Source organism: Lentzea sp. JNUCC 0626 (assembly GCF_043632865.1).
In the GTDB taxonomy this organism is placed as follows: domain Bacteria; phylum Actinomycetota; class Actinomycetes; order Mycobacteriales; family Pseudonocardiaceae; genus Lentzea.
In genome coordinates this window covers 3450836-3457358 of the sequence record NZ_CP171635.1, presented here as the reverse complement: position 1 = coordinate 3457358, position 6523 = coordinate 3450836, and the positions used below count along the sequence as shown (strand labels likewise).

The window sequence follows — 6523 nt, the reverse complement described above, 5'->3', positions numbered from 1 at the left end:
ACCACTCGGATCGACCCCCGCTACCCCCTCCCGGACCTGTTCCGAGAGGGGGTAGCGGCATTTCTACTGGGTCTTTTATTAGATATTTCCGCTGGGGGAGCGTAGGGGCCGGTTAGGGGTTGAGGGTGATTGGGCGCACGGACAGAATCGGTTCGTGAACTGGAGTTTCTCCGCAGCGTCGGGCGGGGGCCTTCGGTTTTACGCATGTCGTTATCTGCGCCGGAAATCACCTAGTGTCCAGTAGCGAAGAGGTACTCTTAAATGGCGAATGAAGAGACGCTCCGGGAGTATCTCAAGCTGGCGACGGCGGATCTCAAGGCCACCCGACAGCGCCTTCGCGAGCTTGAGGAAGGCGACAGGGAACCGATCGCGATCGTCGCCATGAGTTGCCGCTACCCCGGCGGAGTGCGCACGCCGGAGGATTTGTGGCAGCTCGTCGCCACCGGCGGGGACGCGATTTCCCCGCTGCCCGGCGATCGCGGCTGGGGCACCGAGAACGGTGGCTTCGGCGTCGAGGGTGGCGGCTTCCTCTACGACGCGGGTGATTTCGAGCCCGCCTTCTTCGGCATTTCCCCGCGTGAAGCCCTCGCGATGGACCCGCAGCAACGACTGCTGCTGGAGACCTCGTGGGAGGTCTTCGAACGCGCGGGCATCGACCCGCGGAGCCTGCGCGGCAGCCAGACCGGCGTGTTCGTCGGCGGCAGCGCGATGGGCTACGGGATCGGGCTGACCGAGGTGCCCGACGAGGTCGCGGGCCACCTGCTCACCGGCGCCGCCCCCAGCGTGCTCTCCGGCCGCATCTCCTACACGTTCGGCCTCGAAGGCCCGGCCGTCACCGTCGACACCGCCTGCTCCTCGTCCCTCACCGCCCTGCACCTCGCCGTCATGGCGCTGCGCAACGGCGAGTGCTCGCTCGCCCTCGCCGGCGGCGTGATGGTGATGAGCACCCCGGCCGTGTTCGTCGAGTTCGACAAGCAGGGCGGCCTGTCGCAGGACGGCCGCTGCCGCGCCTTCGCCGACGCCGCCGACGGCACCGGCTGGTCCGAGGGCGTCGGCCTGCTGCTCGTCGAACGCCTCTCCGACGCCCGCCGCAACGGCCACGAGGTGCTCGCGGTCGTCCGCGGCAGCGCGGTCAACCAGGACGGCGCGTCCAACGGCCTCACCGCCCCCAACGGCCCGTCGCAGCAGCGCGTGATCCTGCAGGCACTGGCCAACGCGACGCTCTCGCCGTCCGACGTGGACGTCGTCGAGGCGCACGGCACCGGTACCCGGCTCGGCGACCCGATCGAGGCGCAGGCCATCCTCGCCACCTACGGCCAGGACCGCGAACGCCCGGTGCTGCTCGGCTCGCTCAAGTCCAACATCGGCCACTCGCAGGCCGCCGCCGGCGTCGGTGGCGTGATCAAGATGGTGCTGGCCCTCCAGCACGGCCTGGCGCCGCAGACCCTGCACATCGACGAGCCCTCGCACCAGGTCGACTGGGCCGACGGCAACCTGACCCTGCTCACCGAGGCCCAGCCGTGGCCGGAGACCGGGCAGCCGCGCCGTGCGGGTGTCTCGTCGTTCGGTGTGAGCGGCACCAACGCGCACGTCGTCCTGGAGCAGGCCCCGACGGCCGACACCCCGGACGTGGCCCGCGAAGACCGCCCAGTGCGCCCGTGGCCGCTCTCGGCGCGGACCGAGGACGGGCTGCGCGAGCAGGCCCGCAAGCTGCGCGAGCGACTCGACACCACCGACGCCCACATCGACGACGTGGCGTTCTCGCTCGCCACGACCCGCACCGCGCTGGCCCAGCGCGCCGTGGTCGTCGGAGCGGACCGCGCCGCGCTGATCGCCGGGCTCGACGCCCTGGCGGACGGCACGAACGCGGCCTCGGTGGTGCGCGGTGCCGCCACGGACGGCGGCCTGGCCGTGCTGTTCACCGGCCAGGGCAGCCAGCGGCTCGGCATGGGCCGCGAGCTGTACGAGGCGTTCCCGGTGTACGCCAAGGCGTTCGACGAGGTTGCTGCGCTGGTGGACGTGCGGGATGAGGAGCTTGATCGCACGGAGTTCACGCAGCCGGCGATCTTCGCGCTGGAAGTGGCTTTGTTCCGGTTGGTCGAGTCGTGGGGTGTGCGGCCGGACTTCCTGGCTGGGCATTCGATCGGTGAGATCGCGGCCGCGCATGTGGCCGGTGTGTTGTCGCTGGAGGATGCGGCGACGTTGATCAGTGCTCGGGCGCGGTTGATGCAGGCGTTGCCCGAGGGCGGCGCGATGGTCGCGTTGCAGGCGACCGAGGACGAGGTCACGCCTCACCTCACGGATCTGGTGTCGATCGCGGCGATCAACGGACCTTCGTCTGTGGTCGTCGCCGGTGACGAGGCTGCGGTCGAGCAGGTGGTTGCGCAGTTCGCGGATCGCAAGTCGAAGCGTCTTGCTGTGTCGCACGCGTTCCACTCGCCGTTGATGGACCCGATGCTCGAAGACTTCCGCGCCGTCGCGGAACAGCTGACCTACCAGGCGCCGACGATCCCGATCGTGTCGACCGCCACCGGCGAGGTCGCCACCGCCGCCGAGCTGACCACCCCCGACTACTGGGTGCGGCACGTCCGCACCGCCGTTCGCTTCGCCGACGCCGTCACCACGCTGGAGAACGCGGGCGTCGCGACGTTCCTCGAACTCGGCCCGGACGGCGTGCTCACCGCGATGGGCGCCGAGACCGTCACCAAGGGCGTGCTCGTCGCGTCGCTACGCAAGGACCGCCCCGAGGCCGCCGCGATCACCGCTGCGCTGGCCGGTCTGCACGTGCGCGGCACCAAGATCGACTGGAAGCAGTTCTTCGACGGCACCGGCGCGCGCCGCGTCGACCTGCCGACCTACGCCTTCGACCGCCAGCGCTTGTGGTTGGTGGACAAGGGTTCCGTGGCTGACGTCACCTCCGCGGGCCTGCTCGCCGCCGACCACCCGCTGCTCGGCGCGGTGCTCCCGCTGCCCGGCGGCGGTGTCCTCGCCACCGCCCGGCTCTCGGTCGCCACGCACGGCTGGCTCGCCGACCACGTGGTCTCCGGCAACGTCGTGGTGCCCGGCACCGCGCTGGTGGAGCTCGCGATCAAGGCCGGCGACCAGGTCGGCTGCGGCCACCTCGAAGAGCTGCTGCTGCAGACCCCGTTGGTGCTGCCCGAGAACGGCGGGATCAGCCTGCACGTCGAACTCGGCGCGCCCGGCGACGACGCCGGCCGCCGCCTGATCACCGTGTACTCGCGGACCGACGACGATGACACCACCTGGCTCGTGCACGCCACCGGTGCGCTCACCGACGAGCCCGCGACCCCTGCCTTCGACCTGACCACGTGGCCGCCCGCCGGTGCCGTGGCTCTTGACCTGACCGGCCTTTACGAGGACCTCGCCGAGATCGGACTGGGTTACGGCCCGGTCTTCCGCGGGCTGGTGAACGCCTGGCGCAGCGGCGACGACGTGTACGCGGAAGTCGCGCTGCCCGAGGCGGAACAGCGCCGGGCCGCCGCTTTCGGCGTGCACCCGGCGCTGCTCGACTCCGTGCTGCACACCCTCGGCATCCCCTCGGGGGACGACGCCGGGGAGGGCGGCACCGCCTCGCTTCCGTTCGCCTGGAACGGGGTCAGCCTCTTCGCCGCCGGTGCCCAGGTGCTGCGCGCCCGCGTCCGCCCGGCCGGTGACGGCATCAGCGTGGACGTCGCGGACGGCGCCGGGAACCCGGTCGCCCGCGTCGACTCCCTGGTGCTGCGGCCGATCAGCGGCGAGCAGTTCCGTCCCCGCGGTGGCAGCGACTCGCTGTTCCGCGTCGACTGGACCCAGCTGCCCCCGGCCGAAGGCGGCGCCCCGGCGGACGTGACGGTGCTCGCCGTCTCGTCGTCCGCCGACGTGCACGAGGTGACGACCGAACTCCTGGCCGGCCTCAAGTCCTACCTGGACGGTGAGCGCTCCGACGACGCGCTGCTCGTCGTCGTGACCCGCAACGCGGTCGCCGCGCTGCCCGGCGAGGACGTCGCGGTCCCCGCCCAGGCCGCCGCGTCCGGCCTGGTGCGCTCGGCGCAGACCGAACAGCCCGGCGCGATCGTCCTCGTGGACCTCGACGCCAGGACCGAACTCGACGACGTGCTGCCCGCGATCCTGGCCGGGGACGAGCCCGAGGTCGCCGCCAGGGCGGGGGTGCTGCACGCGCCCCGGCTGGTGCGGGCGAACACCGGCACGATCGCACCGGCGCCGGACGGCCCGTGGCGGCTCGACTTCACCACCGCCGGCACGGTCGACAACCTCACGCCCATCGCGTGGCCGCCCGCCGCGGCACCGCTGGAGGCCGGTGAGGTCCGCATCGCCATCCGGGCCGCGGGCGTCAACTTCCGCGACGTCATGAACGTGCTCGGCATGTACCCCGGCGACGCCGGGATCATGGGCCTCGAAGGCGCGGGCGTCGTGCTCGAAGTGGGCGCGGGCGTCACCGACCTCGCCCCCGGCGACCGCGTGATGGGCATGTTCAACGCCGCGTTCGCCCCCGTCGTGGTCGCGGACCGCCGCAAGGTCTGCCCGATCCCGGACGGCTGGTCGTTCACCCAGGCCGCCGGTGTGCCGCTGGTGTTCCTCACCGCGCTGTACGCCCTGGACGACCTCGGCGGCCTGAAGGCCGGCGAGAAGATCCTGGTGCACGCCGCCGCCGGTGGTGTCGGCATGGCCGCCACGCAGATCGCCCAGCACCTCGGCGCCGAGGTGTTCGGCACCGCCAGCACGGGCAAGCAGGACGTGCTGCGCGCCGCCGGTCTCGCGGACGACCACATCGCGTCGTCGCGCACCACCGACTTCGAGCACGAGTTCACCATCACGACGGACGGCCACGGCGTCGACGTCGTCCTCAACGCGCTCTCCGGCGAGTTCGTCGACGCCTCGATGCGTCTCGTGGCGCAGGGCGACCCCGGCCGGTTCCTGGAGATGGGCAAGACCGACGTCCGCGACCCCGCCGAGGTCGACCGCAAGCACGGCGTCGCCTACACCTCGTTCGACCTGTTCGAGGCCGGCCCCGACCGCATCGGCGAGCTGCTGCACCGGCTCTACGAGTGGTTCAACGCCGGTGCGCTGCGGCCGCTGCCGGTCACGACCTGGGACCTGCACCGCGCGCCGGAGGCGTTCCGCTACCTGGGCCAGGCCAAGCACGTCGGCAAGGTCGTGCTGACCATCCCGGCGCCGCTGAACCCCGAGGGCACCGTGCTGGTCACCGGCGGCACCGGGGGACTGGGCGCGCTGGTGGCCAAGCACCTCGTCACCGACCACGGCGTCCGCCACCTCGTGCTCACCTCCCGTCGTGGCGCGGACGCACCGGGCGCGACGGACCTGGCCGCGGAGCTCACCGAACTCGGCGCGAACGTGCAGCTCGCTGCGTGCGACGTGTCCGACCACGCGGCGGTGGCCGCGCTGCTCAAGGCGATCCCGGCCGAGCACCCGCTCACCGGTGTCGTGCACGCGGCCGGTGTGCTGGCCGACGGCGTGCTCGGTTCGCTCACGCCCGAGCGACTGTCCACTGTGCTCGGTCCGAAGTCGGACGCCGCCGCGCACCTGCACGAGCTGACCGCGCAGGACGACCTCGCGATGTTCGTGGTGTTCTCCTCCTCGTCCGGCCTCATGGGCGGTGCGGGACAGGCGAACTACGCCGCCGCCAACACCTACCTCGACGCACTCGCCGTGCACCGCCGCTCGCGCGGACTCCCGGCCGTCTCGCTCGCCTGGGGCCCGTGGGACCAGACCGCGGGCATGGGCGCGTCGCTGTCCGACAACGACATCGCCCGCATGGCCCGCGCAGGCATGCCGGTGCTGTCCGCCGCCGACGGCCTGGCGCTCTTCGACCTCGCCCGCACCACCGACGACGCGGTGCTCGCCCCGGTCAAGCTCGACCTCGGCACGTTGCGCGCCGCAGGGGAGGTGCACCCGTTGCTGCGCGGCCTGGTCCGCACCCAGACCAAGCGGGGGAGCGCCGCCACCGGTGCGGCGGAACCGGCCTCCTGGTCGCAGCGGCTCGCCGGCCGATCCGCGGCCGAGCAGGACGAACTGCTGCTGGACCTCGTGATCGGCCAGGTCGCGGTGGTGCTCGGCTACGAGTCACCGCAGGACATCAAGCCCACGCTGGCGTTCAAGGAACTCGGCTTCGACTCGCTGTCCGCGGTCGAGTTCCGCAACATGCTCTCCGCCGCGACCGGCGTCAAGCTGCCCGCCACGCTGGTCTTCAACTACCCCAACGCCGTCGAGCTCGCCGCGCACCTGCGCACCGAGCTGGCGGGCGACGACAGCCCCTCGTCGACGCTGCTCGACGAGCTCGACCGCCTCGACCTCGCCCTCGCCGCCGTCGGCCGGGACGACCCGCTGCGCGACCAGCTCGCCGGCCGGCTGCGCCAGGTGCTGGCACGGCTGACCGACAGCGGCGCGGAGGAGGGGGAGGCGAAGCCCGCCCTGGAAGAGGCGAGCTTCGACGAGCTCTTCGCCTTCATCGACAACAACCTCAGCTCCTCCTGACCTTCCTCAC

1 protein-coding gene is annotated in these 6523 nt (G+C 72.1%); it reads left to right on the top strand.

The features are described 5' to 3' along the window. Nucleotides 1–261: 261 nt before the first annotated feature. On the top strand, nucleotides 262–6513 hold the full coding sequence (locus tag JNUCC0626_RS14800; protein ID WP_394620318.1) for an SDR family NAD(P)-dependent oxidoreductase: 6252 nt from the start codon (nucleotides 262–264) through the stop codon (nucleotides 6511–6513). Nucleotides 6514–6523 lie beyond the last annotated feature (10 nt).